Source organism: Aeromonas sp. SE22 (assembly GCF_038739755.1).
Classification (GTDB): domain Bacteria; phylum Pseudomonadota; class Gammaproteobacteria; order Enterobacterales; family Aeromonadaceae; genus Aeromonas; species Aeromonas jandaei.
Map to the genome: position 1 here is coordinate 1 of NZ_JBCGFD010000007.1, position 18,792 is coordinate 18,792.

General features: G+C 60.5%; 12 protein-coding genes. 3 read left to right on the plus strand and 9 right to left on the minus strand.

What is annotated here, in order from left to right:
• Positions 1–102: 102 nt before the first annotated feature.
• Positions 103–765: a glycerol-3-phosphate 1-O-acyltransferase PlsY gene (gene plsY / locus AAHA39_RS12480; RefSeq protein ID WP_320655480.1), complete on the minus strand. Its 663-nt coding sequence runs from the start codon at positions 763–765 to the stop codon at positions 103–105.
• 156 nt (positions 766–921) lie between these two features.
• On the opposite strand from plsY, the gene folB reads away from it, so the two are divergent.
• Both folB and folK read left to right on the plus strand, forming a co-directional pair.
• Positions 922–1,293 (plus strand): dihydroneopterin aldolase, encoded by a 372-nt coding sequence (gene folB, locus AAHA39_RS12485; protein WP_005355064.1) that lies wholly within the window; start codon positions 922–924, stop codon positions 1,291–1,293.
• The gene (gene folK, locus AAHA39_RS12490; protein ID WP_320655482.1) at positions 1,293–1,802 is read left to right on the plus strand and encodes a 2-amino-4-hydroxy-6-hydroxymethyldihydropteridine diphosphokinase; all 510 of its coding nucleotides are present in this window, start codon (positions 1,293–1,295) and stop codon (positions 1,800–1,802) included. The genes folB and folK overlap by 1 nt, the downstream gene beginning before the upstream one ends.
• A gap of 59 nt (positions 1,803–1,861) precedes the next feature.
• On the opposite strand, the gene mdtD is transcribed toward folK, so the two are convergent.
• The 6 genes from mdtD to AAHA39_RS12520 form a co-directional block, all read right to left on the minus strand.
• Complete coding sequence (gene mdtD / locus AAHA39_RS12495; protein WP_216995050.1) at positions 1,862–3,274, minus strand: multidrug transporter subunit MdtD; 1,413 nt, start codon at positions 3,272–3,274, stop codon at positions 1,862–1,864.
• A 68-nt stretch (positions 3,275–3,342) separates the two neighbouring features.
• Positions 3,343–4,470 (minus strand): CobW family GTP-binding protein, encoded by a 1,128-nt coding sequence (locus AAHA39_RS12500; RefSeq protein WP_071913431.1) that lies wholly within the window; start codon positions 4,468–4,470, stop codon positions 3,343–3,345.
• Between the two features lie 9 nt (positions 4,471–4,479).
• Complete coding sequence (locus AAHA39_RS12505; RefSeq protein WP_320655487.1) at positions 4,480–5,874, minus strand: D-arabinono-1,4-lactone oxidase; 1,395 nt, start codon at positions 5,872–5,874, stop codon at positions 4,480–4,482.
• A 159-nt stretch (positions 5,875–6,033) separates the two neighbouring features.
• Positions 6,034–7,620 (minus strand): EAL domain-containing protein, encoded by a 1,587-nt coding sequence (locus AAHA39_RS12510; protein ID WP_320655489.1) that lies wholly within the window; start codon positions 7,618–7,620, stop codon positions 6,034–6,036.
• A 252-nt stretch (positions 7,621–7,872) separates the two neighbouring features.
• The gene (acnB, locus tag AAHA39_RS12515) at positions 7,873–10,470 is read right to left on the minus strand and encodes a bifunctional aconitate hydratase 2/2-methylisocitrate dehydratase (protein WP_320655492.1); all 2,598 of its coding nucleotides are present in this window, start codon (positions 10,468–10,470) and stop codon (positions 7,873–7,875) included.
• Between the two features lie 229 nt (positions 10,471–10,699).
• Positions 10,700–12,952 (minus strand): patatin-like phospholipase family protein, encoded by a 2,253-nt coding sequence (locus AAHA39_RS12520; RefSeq protein WP_320655687.1) that lies wholly within the window; start codon positions 12,950–12,952, stop codon positions 10,700–10,702.
• 233 nt (positions 12,953–13,185) lie between these two features.
• Between AAHA39_RS12520 and AAHA39_RS12525 the strand changes: the two genes are divergently transcribed.
• Entirely contained in the window at positions 13,186–15,096 is a 1,911-nt protein-coding gene (locus AAHA39_RS12525; protein WP_320655494.1) for a methyl-accepting chemotaxis protein, read from the plus strand.
• Between the two features lie 156 nt (positions 15,097–15,252).
• Here the strand turns inward: AAHA39_RS12525 and lpdA are convergent, their stop codons facing one another.
• Positions 15,253–16,680 (minus strand): dihydrolipoyl dehydrogenase, encoded by a 1,428-nt coding sequence (gene lpdA / locus AAHA39_RS12530; protein WP_033115370.1) that lies wholly within the window; start codon positions 16,678–16,680, stop codon positions 15,253–15,255.
• A gap of 164 nt (positions 16,681–16,844) precedes the next feature.
• Positions 16,845–18,728, minus strand: a complete 1,884-nt coding sequence (gene aceF / locus AAHA39_RS12535; protein WP_320655496.1) for a pyruvate dehydrogenase complex dihydrolipoyllysine-residue acetyltransferase — start codon at positions 18,726–18,728, stop codon at positions 16,845–16,847.
• Positions 18,729–18,792: the final 64 nt, after the last annotated feature.

An 18,792-nucleotide genomic window follows, 5' to 3' on the forward strand; every position in this document is an offset into this window, starting at 1 on the left:
AACCGCCGACACGGGGATTTTCAATCCCCTGCTCTACCGACTGAGCTATCTGGGCGTGGGCGCTATTAAACGGATTTTAAGGCGGATGGTCAACGGGAAATTTTACTTTTTGTCTCGTTCGTCTCTTTTTTGCTCAACATCACCCGTTTTTCCCACTTCCTCGCCACAGGCACACCCTTTTCGCCGCCAGACTCTGGGTTCTTCCCCCTTGAGCAGACGGGAGATGTTCTCGTGATGGCGGATCAGGATAAGGCAGGAGAGCAACGAGACAGGGAGGGTGTATTCGGGTTTGAGCAGGTAGGTGAAGAGTGGCGTCAGCAGCACGGTAATGATGGAGGCCAGCGAAGAGTAGCCGCTTGCCAGCAATACCAGCAGCCAGGTGCCGATGACAGCGCCCCCCATGGTGAAGCCGAGCGGCATCATGGTGCCCAGCGCCGTCGCCACCCCCTTGCCACCGCGAAAATGAAAGAAGATGGGATACATGTGGCCAAGACAGGCGGCCACCCCGATAAAGCCGAGGTAGACCGGCTTTATCTGCAGATACCAGGCGAAATAGACAGGCGCCGTTCCCTTGAGCACATCGAGCAGCAGCACCACCAGCGCCGCCAGCCGGCCACCGAGGCGCAGCACATTGGTGGCGCCGGGGTTGTGGGAACCATGATCCCGCGGGTCGGGCAGACCGCTGCAGCGGGAGACCAGCACAGCACTGGATAGTGAACCACCCAGGTAGGCCAGAATAATCATCAAAATCGTCAGGGCCGTCATCTTGGTCGTTTTTACCACGATATGAATGGGGTATGATGCGGGCCACAACGCTGGCATGGGCCCATGCCCACCCAGAGCGCCTCGGCAAGCCTGTTGCCCGGCCAGCATCCCTGCGCTGTCATCACAGCCCATCAAGAGTAAAGAAGAAGTACAGTCATGGACAAGGTGTTTATTCGCGGACTCGAGGTTTTGACCACCATAGGTGTATATGAGTGGGAGAAAGGCATTCGCCAGAAGCTCCGTTTTGACCTCGAAATGGGGTTCGACAACCGCCCCGCCGCCGCAACCGACGACATCAATCTGGCACTGGATTATGCCGACCTCTCCAACAAGATCTGCGAGCATGTCAGCGGCAAGGTAGTCGAGCTGGTCGAGACCATGGCCGAGCAGGTCGCCATGCTGGTACTCGCCGACGAGCGGGTGCAGTGGGTCAAGGTCACCCTCACCAAGCCGGGCGCCGTGCCCAATGCCGCCGGTGTCGGCGTCGAGATCCTGCGCCACCGCACCCCGGCGGCGAGCAGCAACTGATGACCACTATCTATATCAGCCTCGGTTCCAACATCGAGCGAGAACACCATATCCGTGCCGGGCTCGATGCGTTGCATGCAGCCTTCGGCGAGCTGCGGGTCTCCCGGGTGTTCGAGAGTGAGGCGGTGGGCTTCAATGGCCGCCCCTTCTACAACCTTGTTGCCGCTGCCGAGACCGACCTGCCGCTGGTTACCATCTGCCAGCAGCTGCGCGAGATGGAGTTCGCCCACGGTCGCGAGCCGGATGCCAAGAAGTTCGCCCCGCGCACGCTGGATCTCGACCTGCTGCTCTACGGCGATCTGGTCTGCGAGACGCCGCTGGTGCTGCCGCGCGGCGAGATCCTCACCAACGCCTTCGTGCTCTGGCCGCTGGCCGAGCTGGCCCCCGGACTGCGCCACCCCATCGATGGCCGCACCATGGACGAGCTGTGGGAGTGCTACGACAAGGCCTCCCAGCAACTGTGCCCCATTCCCTTTCACTGGGAAGCGCGGGAGCTGCAGCACCACTGATCGACAAGGGCACCTCGCGGTGCCCTTGTCGTTGATGTGACTTCTTATCCTGTTCTTTCTTATCCTCTGGCCTGAGCCGAAGTCGTTCCCCCGTCTCGCGCCAGTTGGGCGAAGATCAGCGCCGCCAGCATGGAAAGCAGGCCGACACAGAGGTAGGTAAGGTGGAACCCTGCCAGCCACTGGCCGTTGGCGGCTGAGGTGCCCGCCGAGAAGAGCCCCAGCAAGCTGGCGGCAATCGCTACCCCCAAACTCATGGAGAGCTGCATCACCACCGAGAGCAGGCCATTGCCGCTACTGGCCAGGGTCGGGCTGAGATCTTGCAGCGTGAGAGTGTTCATGGCGGAGAACTGCAGCGAGTTGATGGCGCCGAAGATCGCCAGCCAGCCCAGCAGCACGCCATAGGGAAGCTGGTTGTCGATAAAGTAGAAGCTGGCGATCATGGCGCCGAGCAACAGGGTGTTGCCGATCAGGATGCGGCGATAGCCCACCCTGGGGATGAGTTTGTTCACCAGCGTCTTGGTCAGCATGGCGCCCAGCACCGTCGGGATCATGGTCATCCCCGCCTTGCTCGGTGAAAAGCCGAGCCCCAGTTGCAGAAAGAGCGGGGTGAGGAACGGCATGGCACCGCTGCCGAGGCGGGCAAACAGGTTGCCCCAGACACCGATGGCGAAGGTGGCGGTCTTGAACAGATTCAGGCTGAAGAGCGGCTGCTCCGCATTGGCAGCGTAGAGCCAGTAGCTCGCCATCGCCGCCAGCCCGAAGATCAACGCAAACAGCGCCCAGCCGGTGGAGATACTGTGCTCCCCCAGCCCCTGCAAACCGACCGATACCAGCACCATGCCGAGGCTGAACAGCACGAAGCCCTGCCAGTCAAAACGGGCGGTCGCCTGACGCAGATCGGGCATGAAGTACCAGCTCGCCATAAAGCCGATCACTCCCACCGGCAGGTTAATCAGAAAGACCCAGTGCCAGCTCGCCACCTCGACCAGCCAGCCACCGAGCGCCGGCCCCATCAGCGGACCAAGCAACCCCGGAATGGTGACGAACGACATCACCCGCAGCAGCTCCCGCTTGTCATAGACCCGCAGTACCGCCAATCGCCCGACCGGCATCAGCAGCGCGCCGCCAATCCCCTGCAGCACCCGGGCAGCCACCAGCATCGAGAGCGAACCGGAGGCGGCACAAGCCAGCGAACCGAGGGTGAACAGCGAGATTGCCGCCAGATAGATGCGACGGGTACCGAACCTGTCCGCCAGCCAGCCGGAGGCCGGGATGAGCAGGGCCACCGTCAGCATGTAGGCGATCACCACCGACTGCATCTGCAGCGGGCTCTCCCCCAGCGTCTCGGCCATGCTGGGCAGAGCGGTATTGAGAATGGTGCCATCCAGCGACTGCATGAAAAAGCCGACAGCCGCCAGCATGGGCAGCCACTTGCGCTGGGCCGGGGTCACCCCGAGTGAAACTTCCGCCATAACAGACCACCTCCACTTCAGGAATAAAAAGACCCGCTCTCGTTGTTACGGGCGGGTCATGTCAGACATCAGGCATCCGGCTGGCCAAGCATGGCCTTGAGCTGCTCTTCGAGGCTGGGCTCGGGAGCCTTGAGCGTATCAAGGAACAGCCGCTCTATCCCCGCCTTGTCCTGAGTTTTCACGATAAACACCAGTCGGGACTGGGCCTTGCCCTCCGGCCACTCACCCAGTGCCTGCAGCGGATAGAGCTGACCGTGGACGCCGTGGATCACCACCGGTTGGCTCTCCCCTTCCAGCTGCAAGATCCCCTTGAGGCGCAACAAAGCATCGCCGTATTGGGCCTGCACCGCGTCGATGGCAGCCAGCAGGCGAGAGGGCTTGAGCGGCTCGCCGATGCGCAAAGAGAAACTCTCGATGTTGCCGTGCTCGAAGTGGGTGGGCGCAGCTGTACCCACCTTGGCGGCGAACGGCTGCATCTTGGGTTGCATGGGTGACGCCAGCCCCTGCTTGGGGGATTCGGTGCGCAGCCAGGCCAGCAGCTGGCGCACATCGCGCCCCGCCGCTTCGTTGTAGGCACCCAGCTTATCCAGCACCTTGGGCGAGAGTTCGCCATTGGTCACCAGCTGGATCGGCGCCGCCGGATTGAGGGCCGCCAGTTGGGTTTCGACCCGCGCCAGCTGCTCGCCATCCACCAGATCGCCTTTGCTCACCACCAGCAGATCCGCCAGAGCCACCTGTTTCACCGCCTCATACTGGGCCGCCAACTGCTGCTCGATATGACCGGCATCCACCACGGTGACGGTGCCGTCGAAGCGGTAACGCTGGGCGATAAAGCCCTCTTCCCTCAACGTGAAGAGCACGGGGGCCGGATCGGCGAGGCCAGTGGTCTCGATGATGAGTCGCTTGAACGGTTTGATCTTGCGCTGGATGGCCTTCATAAAGAGCCCCTGCAGCGCCTCCACCAGAGAACCCTGCACCGAGCAGCAGATGCAGCCGGAGTCGAGCAGCATCACCTGCTCATCGACCTGCTGCACCAGATGGTGATCCAGCCCTACCGAGCCGAACTCGTTGATCAGCACGGCACACTCGCCGAGCTCCGGCTGCTTGACCCAGTGGTTGAGCAAGGTGGTCTTGCCGCTACCGAGAAAGCCGGTCAGCAGGGTCACTGGGATACGGGTATCTTGCATATCGGTCATGTCAGATCCTTACCGGTTGGCAAACAGGTCGCTGAGCCAGCGGTTTTCAAAGCGGCCGTGCGGGTCTAGCTCACGCTGCAAGGCCACGAAGTCGTTCCAGCGCGGCAGCAGAGCCGGGAAGTCGTAGAGATCCATCGCCAGATGCTTGCCGAAATGGGGGATGCCGCCGAGCGGCACCAGCAGTTGCTGCAGCTCGCGCATCTGCTCCATGGAGCCATTAACGAAGGTGCCGTCCGCCGCCAGATAGACCAGAAAACCGATCCAGCAGACCGGCTGGCCGTAAGCGGCACTGAGCCACGCCTCGGAAGGGCCGGTGCAGCGCAGGATAAAGGGGTAGTGCAACACGCCCGGATTGGCCTGCTGCCACGCTTGCAGAGTCTCCAGCGCCTCGTTCATGCGATGGAGCGGCACCGCCACTTCACAGTTGATCTGAGGTGCCGGAATCCCCTTGCAGAGGATCTGATAGACGTTGCCCACCAGATCGGAGGCATCCTTGAAGCGGCGCACCGTCTCGAAGTGCTCACCGGCCAGCGCCTCATCCTTGGTATCTTTCGCCATCTTCTGCAGGGTGGCATCTATGGTGGCGTTCATGCGGGCGTCGATATCGCCATCCAGCAGCAGCGGCTCGCTGCCACCGGCGCGGTAGCGGGCCACCTCGTCATCGGAGGCGGGATCCACCAGCCAGATGTGGCTCTCGCCAGTCCAGGCAAACCACCAGCTCTTCACGAAGCCGTGCTCGCGATTGAGCCGCTCGTTGTGCTCCAACAGGAAGGGGTAATCGGTGGTGAACTTGGTGCAGCGCATGATGCGGTTCGGTACGGTACGCATGGTAACGTCGAGCAGGATGCCAAGCATCCCCATCCCCATCACGAAGGCGCCGAAACGCGGGTCGGATCGATCAACCCGAATGATCTCGCCATTGGCCAGCATCACCGTCATCGCCTCCACCGCATCGCAGAGGGCAGACTGGTGCAGTCCCTGACCGTGGGTGCCGGTGCTGAGGGCGCCGCCCAGAGTCTGGATACCGATAACCCCGGGGGAAGCCGGCAACATCCGCTCCATAGCGATAAGATCGCCGTAGACGATATCGAGGGGCGTCCCCGACTGATAAGTCACGGTATCGGCGGTTTTCGCCAGCTGACCGCGCAGGTGGTGCAAGTCCACCAGCAGCGCCTGACTGCCCTCGGCATAGACGCTGTGAATGGGCTCGAAAGAGAGGCCGGAGCCGATAAGACGCAGCTTGCGCTCGGGGTGTTCCCGCAGCAGCGCCTGTAGCTCATCGCGGGTTTTCGGGCGCCATACCTGATCCAGCGCACCGAGTGGGTTGGTTCTCGACCAGTTGAACAGCACCTCCCGATTACCAATCGCCTTGATGCTGTGAAATGCCTGGAACTGAACCGTCATACCGCGCCTCATCTCTTGCTGACGTCAAAATGAGCGACGATTCTACCGAAAAGCGGGCGCCAAGGCATGGAAAACAAGACCCTGCCAATCTGGTGGAATTGGCATCCATCACGCTATCACCACATTGTCAGAATCATTTGGTACTGGTCGGCGAGTCTCTCAGACAGTACCCGGGACATCGCCCGCAAGCGCGGTGGCCGACTCTTCCTGCTCCTTTGGCAACAGCTCGTCGCAGAACTGGCGCAGCGGCATGGGGCGGGCAAACAGGAAGCCCTGCAGATAGTCGACCCCCTTGCTTCTGAGGTAGTCAGCCTGCCTGCTGGTTTCTACCCCTTCCGCCACCAGCGCCAACCCGAGGCGAGTCGCCAGATCGATCACGTTGTCCACGATATGCTCCGAGAGCGACTCGGTGCCGATACGGGCGATAAAGGACTGGTCGATCTTGAGGTAGTCGACATGGAACTGCTGCAGATAGATCAGGCTGGAGTGGCCAGTCCCGAAATCGTCGATGGCCAGCTTGACCCCCATCTCGTCCAGCTGACGGAACAGGGAGAGGGTCTTGGGATCCGCCACCAGCAGCTCACGCTCGGTCAGCTCCAGCACCAGTACCACCTTGCCGGGGGCAAAGTGATCGAGGAAGAGCCGGCACTCCTGTAGCAGGGCAAAGTCGTGACAGTGAGCGGCGCTGATATTGAAACTGATATGAAAACCATCGGGCAAAGAGCGTTGCACCCAGCTCAGCTGAGCCGCCACATTGCGCATCATCTGGCTGGTCATGGGGACGATCAGCCCCGACTCCTCCGCCTGTGGAATAAAGAGATCGGGGCGGATCACCCCTTCGGTGGCATGATTCCAGCGCATCAGCACCTCGGCTCCCATCATCCGCCGGGTATCGCTGGCCACCAGCGGCTGCAGATAGGGGACAAACTCCTTCGCCCGCAGTGCCCGGCGCAGCTCATCTGTCGGAGAGCCAGGTCGCCCCAGCACCCACCACACCAGCAGGGAGAGCAACAGGGATGCGCCAACCAGCGACAACAGCGCCGTCTGGCGAGCTTCCCACAGCGAACGCCAGTAGAGTGGCATGGTATAGCCGGCATAGATGGTGAAGGGGTAACGCTGGGAAGAGAGTTCAAGACTGGTGCTGTGGTGCAGTCTGGGCAGGCGTTCAAGATAGCGACCCGATTCGCTGAGCCAGGCCGAACCGACCTGCAGGAACAGCTCGCTCGGCTTGCCACTCAGGGAGAGCATGAAGCTGAGCTGGGTACTGTCGATGGCACTCAGGGCCGCATCAGAACCCTGTTCGAGACGCACCACCAGCAGCGGGTGATTCTTGCGTACCCGGTTGCCGCTCATCAAAAGCAGCTTGCGCCCGGTGTAGATAGTGCTGTCATCTGCATCATTGGCCTCGCCAAACAGGGAGGTACAGTTGATCACCCCGTCGCGCACCAGATTGACCGAACGCAGAAACGGTTCGAGCGCAACCGTCTTTCTCAGGATCAACAGGTTCTTGGCACAGGGAGCATTGACCAACGGCAACACCTCCCGGTTGGCCTCCTCGGCCCTGTCCAGCATCTCCTCCAGCAGCAGCTTCGCCTTGTGCGCCGAATCGCGAGAGTCAGACCTCAGATCCTGAACATAGATACTGTGAATGATCCAGCTACCCACCAGCAGCGGCAGGGAAAATACCAACAGAGCACTGCCAACACGCAGCCTGGTTCGGGAGAGATCGATCCGGAATAGAAACATAGAGAGCCACGCCACAGTTGGTCAGAGCCGCCCGCAGGCAGACATCCATATCATACCGACCAACGCAGGGATCTCCCGACTGGTCATAACCAAACAACATAACGCAAAGCACTTATAAAACGAACAGCGAAAACTGTGGTTGGATCACAGCCCGCAGCAACAAGCCTCGAAAGAGGCTCAAGAATAGAAAGCCGCAAAATAGAAATGCCGCGTATTACGCGGCATTTCTCGTTACAGCTGTGCAGTGAGGCGTTAGACCGCCTGCTGCAGGATCACCGCATCGGCCTTCTTGGTGTAGGAGGCGATCTCGTTGAAGTTGAGGTAGCGGTAGGTGTCAGCCGCCGTGGCATCGAGCGCCTTGGCGTATTGCAGGTACTCCGCCACGGTCGGGATCTTGCCGAGGATGGCGGCAACGGCTGCCAGCTCCGCAGAGGCCAGATAGACGTTGGCACCCTTGCCCAGACGGTTCGGGAAGTTACGGGTGGAGGTGGAGACCACCGAGGCACCCTCCGCTACCCGCGCCTGGTTGCCCATGCACAGGGAGCAGCCCGGGATCTCGATGCGGGCACCGACGCGACCAAAGATGCCGTAGTAGCCCTCTTCAGTCAGCTGATCCTTGTCCATTTTGGTGGGCGGCGCGATCCACATGCGGGTAGGCAGCTCGCCCTGATACTTCTCGAGCAGTTTGCCGGCGGCGCGGAAGTGGCCGATGTTGGTCATGCAGGAACCGATGAACACCTCGTCGATCTTGTCGCCAGCCACGTCGCTCAGCAGACGGGCATCGTCCGGATCGTTCGGCGCACACAGGATTGGCTCCTTGATGGTGGCCAGATCGATCTCGATGATTTCGGCGTACTCGGCATCCTTGTCCGCTTCCATCAGGGTCGGGTTGGCCAGCCACTCTTCCATCCCCTTGATGCGGCGGGTGATGGTGCGCGGGTCACCGTAGCCTTCGGAGAGCATCCATTTCAGCATCACGATGTTGGACTTCAGATACTCGATGATCGGCTCTTTATCCAGCTTGATGGTGCAACCGGCAGCGGAACGCTCGGCGCTGGCATCAGCCAGTTCAAACGCCTGCTCTACCTTCAGGGTCGGCAGACCTTCGATCTCGAGGATGCGACCGGAGAAGATGTTCTTCTTGCCCGCTTTCTCGACGGTCAGCAGCCCTTTCTGGATGGCGGCGTAGGGGATGGCATGAACCAGATCACGCAAGGTGATGCCCGGTTGCAGCTCGCCCTTGAAGCGCACCAGAACGGATTCCGGCATGTCCAGCGGCATCACGCCGGTGGCGGCGGCGAAGGCCACGAGGCCAGAGCCCGCCGGGAAGGAGATGCCGATGGGGAAACGGGTGTGGGAGTCACCGCCGGTACCTACGGTATCCGGCAGCAGCATGCGGTTCAGCCAGGAGTGGATGACGCCGTCACCCGGACGCAGAGAGACACCGCCGCGGTTCATGATGAAGTCCGGCAGGGTGTGGTGGGTCTGTACGTCGATGGGCTTGGGATAGGCTGCAGTGTGGCAGAAGGACTGCATGGTCAGATCAGCAGAGAAGCCGAGGCAGGCCAGATCTTTTAGCTCGTCGCGGGTCATCGGGCCCGTGGTGTCCTGAGAGCCGACCGTGGTCATCTTGGGCTCGCAGTAGGTGCCGGGGCGGATGCCTTTCACGCCACACGCCTTGCCCACCATCTTCTGGGCCAGGGTGAAGCCTTTGCCGGTATCGGCCACCGGCTGCGGGCGACGGAATACGGTGGAGAACGGCAGACCCAGCGCCTCGCGGGCCTTGTCAGTCAGGCCGCGACCGATGATCAGCGGGATACGGCCACCGGCGCGTACTTCGTCGATCAGTACGTCGGTTTTCAGTTCAAACTGTGCCAGCACCTGGTCGGTGCCGTGCTTGCAGATCTTGCCGGCAAACGGGTAGATGTCGATCACATCGCCCATCGCAAGCCCGGAGACGTCCACCTCGATGGGCAGGGCGCCGGCATCTTCCATGGTGTTGAAGAAGATCGGGGCAATCTTGCCACCCAGCACCACGCCACCGGCGCGCTTGTTCGGCACGAACGGAATGTCGTCGCCCATAAACCAGAGCACCGAGTTGGTGGCAGATTTACGGGAAGAGCCGGTACCAACCACGTCACCCACGTAAGCCAGCGGGAAACCCTTCTCTTTCAGGGCATCGATGGTCTTGATCGGGCCAATGGCGCCATCCTTGTCGGGGGTGATGCCGGGACGGGCGTTTTTCAGCATCGCCAGCGCGTGCAGCGGAATATCGGGGCGGGACCAGGCGTCCGGCGCAGGAGATAGGTCGTCAGTGTTAGTTTCGCCGGTCACCTTGAACACGGTGACGGTGATCTTCTCGGCCAGCTCCGGGCGGGAGAGAAACCACTCGGCATCAGCCCAGGATTGCATCACCTGCTTGGCGTGGGCATTGCCCGCCTTGGCCTTCTCCTCCACGTCGTGGAAGGAGTCAAACATCAACAGGGTGTGGGAGAGGCCCTTGGCAGCAAGAGGAGCCAGGGTCGCATCGTCCAGCAGGTCGATCAGCGGCTGAATGTTGTAACCACCCTGCATGGTGCCCAGCAGTTCAACGGCTTCGGCGGCAGTCAGGATGGGAGAGTGGGCTTCGCCCTTGGCGACGGCGGTGAGGAAACCGGCTTTGACATAGGCCGCTTCATCAACACCGGGGGGAATTCGGGAGGACAACAGCTCTTTCAGAAAGTCTTGTTCGCCGGCGGGCGGGTTCTTGAGCAGCTCGACCAGGGCGGCGACCTGCTCTGCGTCCAGAGGTTTGGCAACCACGCCCTCGGCAGCACGTTCTGCGACGTGTTTACGGTATGTTTCAAGCACGACTAATTCCTCTTTGGTCTTTTTTTGGGGTTCGCCCACGCTCGCGGCGATCGTCCTTGCGGGACACCCCGTAGGGTGCTCCCCACTATATAAGTTTTAACGACCAATTAAAATCCAAACCCTGTTAACCAATTCAACACAAAACCGTAACCAATTAAACAGGCTGGTATTTTTTGAAAATTAAATGCCAGCCCGGATGCAGAGTTAACAAATACGCATCATTTATCCATTATTGGAACGTAGTGCCCAATTGCAGATAGAAGACGCCATTCCCCTCCTCCGCCATGCCGTAGCCGAGGAACACCGGGCCAAGGAAGCTCTCGACCCCCACATAGACGGAGCCGGCGGTGAAGGAGCTGTCAAAGCTGATATCTTCACCCTTGTCCCATACTCCGCCCTGCTCGAGGGAGCCGCCCAGATAGAGCGGCATCTTGAGGGCACCGAAGTCGTTGTCCGCCACCCGGTAGATGTAGCGCAACCCGCCAAACAGGCTGTAGCGACCACTCAGCTGATAGCGCTGGAAGCCGGAGAGACGGAACAGCCCACCCAGATCCTGGATATAGAGCGGTAGCGCCTCCTGACTGCTGGAACCACCGCCCTCCAGCATCAGGTTGAGGCTGTGACGACCCCATGACCAGGGTTTGATCATGGAGAAGTTGTAGTTCCACCCCTCGTCGCGGCTACTTTGATCCAGCTCTCCGCCGGAGAGATTGACGTGGGAGTAACCCAGCTTCATATCCCACTTCTCGCCCGAGTAGGGGAAATAGAGGCTGTCCAGGGTATCGTGCTCAAAACGGATGAAGGGCCCCCAGGCGGTGGCATCCACACTGGTATTCTTGAAGTTTTTCAGATCGACATTGCCCACCCGCCCCTCCACCCCGGTATAGATGCGGCTCCATGGCTGGCTGTTCCAGCCAACGGCCAGATCGGAACTGAAGAAGGAGTAGTCGCTGTCGAGGTAGTTGAATGTATCCGGCTCGGAGCTGAAGATACGGCGCTGGGTCTTGTCATAGGCCAGGCTTGCCTCGCCAAAGAAAGTCTGGGAGGGCTCCAGCGGGGTATAGAAGTCGGTCTTGATATGTTTGGCCGTGCCAAGAGAAGCCTCGGTCAGCCACTCCCCGCCCCAGTTGTTGACGTTGGTGAGGGTGTAGGACATGCCGACGTTGTAGTTGGAGGTGTTCTCGAAATCGTCGGAGAAGCCGAACTGGAAGTTGAGGTAACCCGGCCCCCAGTTCTTCTCGCTGGCATCGACCACCAGCACGTTCTCGCCATCGCGCTCATCCACCTCGTAAGTAATGCGATCGAACGACTCCAGTGCGTAGAGGCGGCGAATGCCCGCCTCCAGACTCTCGTTGGTCTGGATCTTGTCCGGTCGCACATCCAGCATGGCGCGCACCGTCTCGTCAGAGAGGCGCGACTTGTTGATGATCTCCACCTTGTCGATGTAGTAGGCGGGCAGGCCGCTGCGTTCGGCACGGCGACTCAGCTTGCGGTTGCGGTACTCGTTGTAGCGCTCCTTGCTCAGGGAGAGCTTGTCAAGTTCCAGCGACACCTTCTCGGCCGCCGCCTCGCCTATCTTGATCCCCTCCGGCATCCGGGCGAAATCAGCGATCCCCATGTCGCCAAACTCGGGAGTGAGCAGGATATCCTTGGGCCCCAGCAGCGCCTTCTGCTTGTCGGTGCCGACCTGGGTCATGTAGGTAGTGAGCTGGTCGATCATGGCAAGGCCGGACTTGAGGGACTCGCGGGTGCGCAGCTTGGCACTGATATCCACCGCGATCACCACATCGGCTCCCATCGCCTTGGCCACGTCCACTGGCATGTTGTTGACCGCACCCCCATCGGCCAGAATCCGGCCATCCCACTCCACCGGCTTGAGCGCCCCCGGAATGGACATGGAAGCCTGCATCGCCTTGGCCAGACTGCCGCGATCGAGCACGTAAGGGGTGACCGTCTCCATATCGGTTGCCATGGCACGATAAGGAATCGGCAGATCATCGAAGCTCTTCAGCGCCGGCAGGTTGGAGGTGGCAGTCCGCAGCAGGCTGGCCATGGATTGGCCCTGAAAGAAACCATCCGGCAGCTGAATGGTGTCGCCATTGACGCCGATATCGGTGCGCAGCTGATACTTCTCGGTCTGCTGCTTCTTGCGCAGGGAGAGCTCATCACGGCCCACTTTGTCCTGATAACCCTTGTTCCAGTCGATGGCCAGCGTCGTACGCTCCACCTCCTCGGCGCTAAGCCCCATGGCGTACATGCCCGCCACATAAGAGCCCATGCTGGTGCCCACTATGATGTCGACCGGGATGCGCTTCTGCTCCAGCACCTTGAGGATACCGATATGGGCCGAGCCTTTGGCACCGCCGCCACTGAGCACCAGTGCCACCTTGGGGCGGCCACCATCTGCGGCCTGCACCAGCAGCGGCATGGCCGCCAGCATAATCAAAAGCAGTCGGGTCCATCCCGCACGAACGCTGCGCATCATATTTTCCATCTTCTTCAGGAAGCCGGTCACCAAGGATGGCCTCTACTATAAGGGGCCGGAGCACAAGCGCAACCGACATTCCGGCCAATTCAGCCTCTTCCGGATCTATTTGTCCGCCAGCCCCTTGTGAGCGCAAACGCAATCCATAAATAAAGGGTCGAAAGGCTCATGGGCGCCCCCTCTCTGCCGCTAATATGAGAGTCGTCAATCTCTATCTTTCGGGCACTTATATGCTGGCAACCCTGACCCTCAAACAGAAAATTCTGGCCACCGTCACCCTGGCCGTCGTTATCTCCTGCCTGCTGGTGGGCTACTTCAGCCAACGCGCGGCGCAACAGCTGATCGAAAAACGGATGTTCGAACAGGAGCTGCCCAACCTGACCCAACGTATCAGCAAGGAGATCGAACAGGATCTCAACGGTATCGCCCGTGCGGCACAGCAGCTGGCCACCGACCGCTTTATTCTCGACTGGGTGGATCGGGGCATGCCCAAGGAGCAGGAGCCACTGCTCATCAACCAGCTCAAGGATGTAGCCAACCAGTACGGGCTGGTCACCGCCTCCTTTGCCGATCGCCAGACCGCGGCCTACTACAACCAGGATGGCTTTCTGCGCAACCTCACTCCGGCTCAGGATGCCTGGTTCTATGACTACACCAAGAGCCAGAAGGAGATGACTCTCAGCATCTTCCGCGAGAGCACCGGCGAGATGAAGCTGTTCGTCAACTTCCAGCAGCTCAATGGTCGCGGACTGGCCGGCTTTGCCAAATCCCTCGACTCTATGGTTGCCATGGTCTCCAACTTCCGGCTGGAAGATAGCGGCATCGTCTTTATGGTCGATGGCAGCGGCAAGGTGAAATTGCACCCCGATGCCAGCCGAATAGAGCGTGACAACCTGAGCCAGCTGGCAGGCAGCGACAGTGGCAGCCTGCTGGCCAAGCGCCCCTTTGCCGTGATCAGCGCCGAAGTGAATGGCGAGCCCATGGTGCTGGCCAGCAGCTATATCCCGCTGCTCGACTGGTATCTGGTCGTCCAGGTGCCGGAAGCGGAGATCTACGCCGAGCTGGATCAGAACCGCAACCAGATCCTGATGATCTCGCTGGTCATCGCACTCGCCATGGGGGCCATGGGTATGCTGCTGGCGGGATCTGTCAGCCGCCCGCTCAACGAACTGGCACGTCTGTTCAAGGAGCTGGGCAGCGGTGATGGCGATCTGACCCAGCGCCTCAAGGTGGAGGGCCGTGACGAGCTGAGCCAGGTTGCGACCGGCTTCAACAACTTCGTCGCCAAGATCCACGGCTCCATCGAGCAGGTGGCCAGCAACTCCCGTCAGCTGGCCACGACGGCCAACGAGGTGGCCAGCAAGGCCCAGCTGACCCAGCACAACTGTACCGCCCAGCGTGACCGTACCGTACAGGTGGCTACCGCCATCCACGAGATGGGAGCCACCGTGGGCGAGATTGCCGGCAACGCCTCGCTGGCGGCCGATGTAGCCAAGCAGGCCAATGATCAGGCGGATGCCGGTGCCCACATCGTGGCACAGGCCCGCCACGGCATCGTCGGCCTCTCCGGGGAGATCGAGCAGGTCGCCGGCGTGATCGAGTCGCTGGCCAGCCAGACCGACTCCATCGGCAGCATCCTCGAGACCATCCGCAGCATCTCGGAGCAGACCAACCTGCTGGCGCTCAACGCAGCCATTGAAGCAGCTCGTGCTGGCGAACAGGGCCGCGGCTTCGCTGTGGTGGCCGACGAGGTGCGCAACCTCGCCAACCGCTCCGCCGCCTCTACCGCCGAGATCCAGGAGATGATCAACCGGCTGCAGGATCAGAGCTCCCGCGCCGTCAGCGCCATGGCCCAGGGCCGCAACCAGAGTCTGGAAGTGGTGGCACAGGCCGATGAAGCCAACGCCGCGCTCGGCCATATCACCGCCCACATCACCCAGATCAACGACATGAACATCCAGGTCGCCACCGCTACCGAGGAGCAGTCGAGCGTGGTCGGCGAGATCAACCGCAACGTGGAAGATATCAACCAGCTCACCATGGAGACGGCCGATATCGCCCACCAGCTCACCGAATCGAGCCGCAGCCTGCAGCAGCTCTCTGCCCAGCTGGATAAACTGGTTGGCAACTTCCGGCTATAAACGGGGCCATCAGGCACGATAAAAAGGGCGCTGCGGCGCCCTTTCTCATGTGCAAACTCAAGCAGGAAAAAACAGGACAGGGATGTCTTTGATATCTAATGACCAAAAACAAAAAGCCGCTCGATTGAGCGGCTTTTTCATGAAGCGGACAGAAGATTACTTTTTCTTCTTGGCCTTGGCGTTCGGCAGGTCAGTGATGGAGCCTTCGAACACTTCGGCTGCCAGACCCACGGACTCGTGCAGAGTCGGGTGAGCGTGGATGGTCAGTGCGATGTCTTCGGCGTCGGCACCCATCTCGATGGCCAGACCGATTTCACCCAGCAGTTCACCACCGTTGGTACCCACGATGGCACCACCGATGACGCGGCCGCTCTCCTTGTCGAAGATCAGCTTGGTCATGCCGTCGGAGCAGTCGGACGCAATGGCGCGACCGGAAGCAGCCCACGGGAAGGTGGCCACTTCGAAGTTCAGGCCCTGTTGCTTGGCTTCCTTCTCGGTCAGACCAACCCATGCCATCTCTGGCTCGGTGTAGGCGATAGACGGAATCACTTTCGGGTCGAAGTAGTGCTTCTTGCCGGCGATCACTTCAGCGGCAACGTGACCTTCGTGCACACCTTTGTGGGCCAGCATCGGCTGACCAACGATGTCACCGATGGCGTGGATGTGCGCCACGTTGGTACGCAGCTGCTTGTCCACCTCGATGAAACCGCGCTCGTTGACGGCAACGCCTGCCTTCTCGGCATCCAGCATCTTGCCGTTCGGCACACGGCCTACGGCAACCAGCACGTTGTCGTAGCGAACCGGCTCGGCCGGAGCGTGCTTGCCTTCGTAGGAGACGTACAGGCCGTCTTCACGGGCTTCAACTGCGGTGACCTTGGTCTCCAGCATGATGTTGAACTTCTTGGCAACGCGCTTGGTGTAGATCTTGACGATATCTTTGTCGGCAGCCGGAACCAGCTGGTCGGCAAATTCCACCACGTCGATCTCGGAACCCAGAGAGGAGTAAACGGTACCCATCTCCAGACCGATGATGCCGCCACCGATAACCAGCAGTTTGCCAGGAACGGTTTTCAGCTCCAGCGCATCGGTAGAGTCCCATACGCGGGGATCATCGTGCGGAATGAACGGCAGCTTCACCGGACGGGAACCGGCCGCGATGATGGCGTTGTCGAAGGTCACAGTGGTCTTGCCATCAGCGCCTTCAACTTCGATGGTGTTCGGGCCGGTGAACTTGCCGAAGCCGTTCACAACCTGAACTTTACGCATCTTGGCCATGCCAGCCAGACCGCCGGTCAGCTGGTTGATAACCTTCTCTTTCCACAGACGGATCTTGTCGATGTCGGTCTGCGGTGCACCGAAGACGATGCCGTGCTCGGCCAGCGCCTTGGCTTCTTCAATCACTTTGGCTACGTGCAGCAGGGCCTTGGAGGGAATGCAACCCACGTTCAGGCAGACGCCACCCAGGGTGGAGTAACGCTCGACGATAATGGTATCCAGACCCAAATCGGCCGCACGGAAAGCAGCGGAATAACCGGCAGGGCCAGCACCCAGTACTACGACCTGGGTTTTGATTTCTTTACTCATCATGACCTCTTTGTCGTTCTTGTATCCCCGGACAGCGCAGTCTTATGCCTTCTTTTCCTTGCAAAACAAGAGGCCGCTGCAGCCGTGAAAAAAACGGGGCAAGTTTACGATCATGTTAATGAAATGAGAAGTAAAAAGGGCAGGCTCTGGGCCCGCCCTCTCACTTACAGGACCAGTCGACGAATGTCGGACAGCACGCCATTCATGGTGGTGATGAAGCGAGCTCCATCGGCACCATCGATCACGCGGTGGTCGTAGCTCAGAGCCAGCGGCAGCATCAGGCGCGGAGCGAACTCTTTGCCGTTCCACTTCGGCTTCATCTCGGACTTGGATACACCGAGGATGGCCACTTCCGGCGCGTTGACGATCGGGGTAAAGCTGGTACCGCCGATGCCACCCAGGCTGGAGATGGTGAAGCAACCGCCCTGCATGTCGGAAGCGGTCAGCTTGCCGGCACGGGCCTTCTTGGAGATCTCGGCCAGATCGCGAGACAGCTCCATGATGCCCTTCTTGTTAACATCGCGCACCACAGGCACAACCAGACCGTTGGGGGTATCAACCGCCACACCGATGTGAATGTACTTCTTCATGATCAGCTTGCTGCCATCTTCGGACAGAGAGCTGCAGAAGCGCGGGTGAGCTTCCAGCGCCTTGGCGGCGGCTTTCAGGATGAACACCAGCGGGGTGATCTTCACGTCTGCCTTCTGCTTCTCGAGCATCGCGTTCTGCTCTTTGCGGAACGCTTCCAGCTCGGTGGTATCGGCTTCGTCGAACTGGGTGACATGAGGGATCATGACCCAGTTGCGGTGCAGGTTCGGACCGGAGATCTTCTGGATGCGGGTCAGCTCGACCTCTTCCACATCACCGAACTTGCTGAAGTCTACTTTCGGCCACGGCAGTACGCCCAGACCGTTGCCACCGGCTACGCCAGCAGAGGCAGGAGCGGACTCGGCACGCTTGATGGCATCCTTCACATAGGCTTGTACGTCTTCTTTGACGATACGGCCCTTGCGACCGGAGGCTTTCACCTTGGCCAGGTTGACGCCGAACTCGCGCGCCAGACGGCGTACCGCCGGAGAGGCGTGTACGTAAGCGTCGTTGGCAACGAAATCGGAAGAGGCAGCAGCCTGAGTAACCGGAGCCGGAGCAGCAGCAACGGGGGCAGCTGCGACCGGAGCGGCAGCTTGAGCAACCGGCGCGGCGGCAGGAGCAGCGCCAGCCACTTCGAATACCATGATCAGGGAACCGGTGGAGACCTTGTCACCCGCCTTCACCTTGATCTCTTTGACCACACCGGCGAACGGCGCAGGCACTTCCATGGAGGCCTTGTCACCTTCCACAGCGATCAGGGACTGGTCGGCTTCAACCTTGTCACCCACGGCAACCATGATCTCGGTGACTTCAACTTCATCGCCACCGATATCCGGTACGTTGACGTCTTTCGCGCCAGCAGCAACCGGGGCGGCGGCAGGAGCGGCAGCCTGAGCCGGTGCAGCAGCAACGGCAGGAGCCGCGCCAGCCACTTCGAATACCATCACCAGAGAGCCGGTAGAAACCTTGGCGCCAGCGGCAACCTTGATCTCGACCACGCGACCGGCGAACGGTGCCGGCACTTCCATGGAGGCCTTGTCACCTTCCACGGCGATGATGGATTGGTCGGCTTCAACCATGTCGCCCACGGCAACCATGATCTCGGTGACTTCAACTTCGTCACCACCGATGTCCGGTACATTGACATCTTTGCGAGCGGCAGCGACCGGTGCGGCGGCCGGAGCTGCAGCAACAGGAGCGGCCACTTCTGCAGGAGCAGCAGCGCCTTCGGCTTCGAAGATCATGATCTGGGAACCGGTGGCAACCTTGTCGCCCACCTTGATCAGGATCTCTTTGACGATACCGGCAGACGGAGCCGGTACTTCCATGGAGGCCTTGTCGCCTTCTACCGCGATGATGGACTGGTCCAGCTCGACCTTGTCACCCACGGCCACCATGATCTCGGTGACTTCAACTTCATCGGCGCCGATATCCGGCACCATAATCTGTTTGGACATTGTGCTTTATCCTCTTGCGTCGATCCGCATGACTGGCTGATACCGCCACGCACATCTCGCGTTA

Bases quoted from the DNA above. Each gene is read 5' to 3' on its own strand.
- AAHA39_RS12520 (WP_320655687.1), bottom strand. From the start codon at position 12,952: ATGCGCAGCGTTCGTGCGGGATGGACCCGACTGCTTTTGATTATGCTG.
- folK (WP_320655482.1), top strand. From the start codon at position 1,293: ATGACCACTATCTATATCAGCCTCGGTTCCAACATCGAGCGAGAACAC.
- AAHA39_RS12525 (WP_320655494.1), top strand. From the start codon at position 13,186: ATGCTGGCAACCCTGACCCTCAAACAGAAAATTCTGGCCACCGTCACC.
- AAHA39_RS12510 (WP_320655489.1), bottom strand. From the start codon at position 7,620: ATGTTTCTATTCCGGATCGATCTCTCCCGAACCAGGCTGCGTGTTGGC.
- aceF (WP_320655496.1), bottom strand. From the start codon at position 18,728: ATGTCCAAACAGATTATGGTGCCGGATATCGGCGCCGATGAAGTTGAA.
- AAHA39_RS12500 (WP_071913431.1), bottom strand. From the start codon at position 4,470: ATGACCGATATGCAAGATACCCGTATCCCAGTGACCCTGCTGACCGGC.
- folB (WP_005355064.1), top strand. From the start codon at position 922: ATGGACAAGGTGTTTATTCGCGGACTCGAGGTTTTGACCACCATAGGT.
- lpdA (WP_033115370.1), bottom strand. From the start codon at position 16,680: ATGAGTAAAGAAATCAAAACCCAGGTCGTAGTACTGGGTGCTGGCCCT.
- mdtD (WP_216995050.1), bottom strand. From the start codon at position 3,274: ATGGCGGAAGTTTCACTCGGGGTGACCCCGGCCCAGCGCAAGTGGCTG.
- plsY (WP_320655480.1), bottom strand. From the start codon at position 765: ATGACGGCCCTGACGATTTTGATGATTATTCTGGCCTACCTGGGTGGT.
- AAHA39_RS12505 (WP_320655487.1), bottom strand. From the start codon at position 5,874: ATGACGGTTCAGTTCCAGGCATTTCACAGCATCAAGGCGATTGGTAAT.